The sequence below is a fragment of the uncultured Methanobrevibacter sp. genome (assembly GCF_905235195.1).
Classification (GTDB): Archaea; Methanobacteriota; Methanobacteria; order Methanobacteriales; family Methanobacteriaceae; genus Methanarmilla.
In genome coordinates this window covers 1-2,079 of sequence record NZ_CAJOKH010000099.1, presented here as the reverse complement: position 1 = coordinate 2,079, position 2,079 = coordinate 1, and the positions used below count along the sequence as shown (strand labels likewise).

Annotated in this window: 2 protein-coding genes; both read left to right on the top strand. The window is 26.3% G+C overall.

What is annotated here, in order from left to right; all coding sequences use genetic code 11:
• Positions 1–376: 376 nt before the first annotated feature.
• Positions 377–748 (top strand): hypothetical protein, encoded by a 372-nt coding sequence (locus QZ146_RS08665; RefSeq protein WP_295723686.1) that lies wholly within the window; start codon positions 377–379, stop codon positions 746–748.
• Between the two features lie 960 nt (positions 749–1,708).
• The gene (locus QZ146_RS08660; protein ID WP_295723683.1) at positions 1,709–1,939 is read left to right on the top strand and encodes a hypothetical protein; all 231 of its coding nucleotides are present in this window, start codon (positions 1,709–1,711) and stop codon (positions 1,937–1,939) included.
• Positions 1,940–2,079: the final 140 nt, after the last annotated feature.

Here is a 2,079-nt window from a genome sequence, read left to right as displayed (position 1 = left end):
ATTATTTGTTATCCCTTTTATATTTTTTTTAGGACTAAAAATTTCACTCTAAAAATAGTGGAGATGTCCTCAAAATATTACAAGAATATTTAGTCAATGACCCTATTTGAGTATAAATTTTAGGACTAAATATTTTTGATCGTTTTTTATCTACTTGTACTCACCAATGAAGTGAAACCTAGAAATTCCTCTTCATCAAAAATTGTTTTTTAAGATTAAGTTTCGTAAAATAAGTGTTTAAAGAATTAGATTAAACGAAAAAGAGAAGAACTTTAATGGCAATATATGGAAACTGCCATTGTACCAGCCCATATAAAAATAATTTTGAAACCAACAAAATAAAAATATTTAATTCATAAAAAAATAATGATAAAATATGAAACTAGAAAGCAAATATGTACTGCATATTCCAGAATCCAAATTTATAGATAATGAATTGATACCTCTAAAAACAGATGATTTGATTAAGGATTTAATCGAAAAACTCAACATCAACGGTTATGAAAACCTGTATTTATCAAAGATTAAAGGATACTATAAAGGAAGGTCATTTGATGAAACGGTAATAACCATTTTTATCGATAGAAAAAGGAAAAAAAGCACCTTACCCGATGAAATATTTATAGAATGGTTTAAAAAAAACAATCACACTCTCAAACAAGAATCATTTGCCTATGAAGTAGACAACAGTCTTTATATAGAAAAATTAGATACCTCAAAAAAGCTTGAAAAACGACAAAGCCCATAAAACCTAAAAAATCAGATGCCCAATAAAGCCTGAAAAATCAGAAAAAAAGCAATAAAAACCCAAAAAACAACAAACCTCATAAAGCCTGAAAAATCAGAATTCCAATGATTATAATCAAAAAATTCAAAACAAAAATTAAAACAACTTAAATGAACATTAAATCTTAGTTTCGTAAAATAAGTGATTAAAGAATTAGATTAAACACAAAAAAACACTAACATAAAAAAAATAGTAACATAAACAAAATAATAAGAAAAACAATAAAATATAAACCATTACATATACCATACCCATAATAACACATAACCTACCCACAATATAATATAATCCAAGAAACATACGATAAAAAACAAGTAAAACATACAACCATAAAAATAGACAATCATACAATTAAAATAAACACACTTAACAACCATACCCTTACAAAAGTCAAAAAATCAAAATACAAAAGTCAAAAATGGAATATTTGAAAGTCAAAAATGGAATTTTCCAAACTTGAAAATGGAATTTCAGCAACTCAAAATTGGAATTTCAGACACTAAAAAAAGGAATATAGAAAAAAAGAGTTGTATAAAATGGAAGAAAAGGAAAAAATGGATATAAATCCTCTCCCCTCCATTCTGTGTTTAAAAAAATAGAGTTTACCCTTCAATATAGAAAAAAAACAATATTTTTTTTACTTATTCTAAATTAAAAAAGAACTAACGTTCTAAAGAGGCTTGCAAGAATAATAATATTCTTACAATTGTTAATATATGATTAACATACTATATAAACATATCCCCCTTTTTTTATTTTAAAGGGATTTGTAATCCACAGAGGAGACATTTAACAGCACTACCTTTACTATTATTAAGGACAGTACGAATTTTCTCACTACGAAAAGCACCCTCAATCATTTCAATCTTCTGTAAGTTTCGTAAAATAAGTGTTTAAAGAATTAGATTAAACTTAAGCAATTTGATAAGCATCGTTGTAGTTGTAGTTTTACCATTTGTACCAGTCAATATAATGGAACCTATCTCAGGCTCCTTTGACAGATTGTTCAATCCTTCATATGTTCCGACCTTAAGAAAAAGCCAACCTGGAAAACTTTTTCCCATACCTCCTTTAAGCCCGACAACCTTTGAACCTAATTTGCCCATACCCTTAGCGAGATTATACATTAAATCATTTATCATATGTATTTAGATGTTTATGTAATATTTAAACTTTTATTTAATTATTAATTTGGCACTTTCAAAAACTTGTGTGATAAAGTTTATTTCCATTTTTTACCTTAAAAAAATTAAGGTTTAATAAGTTCAAACATAAACATAGAGCTTTTATTT

Excerpts from the sequence above, each read along its gene's own strand:
- QZ146_RS08665 (WP_295723686.1), top strand. The coding sequence starts at position 377 with ATGAAACTAGAAAGCAAATATGTACTGCATATTCCAGAATCCAAATTT.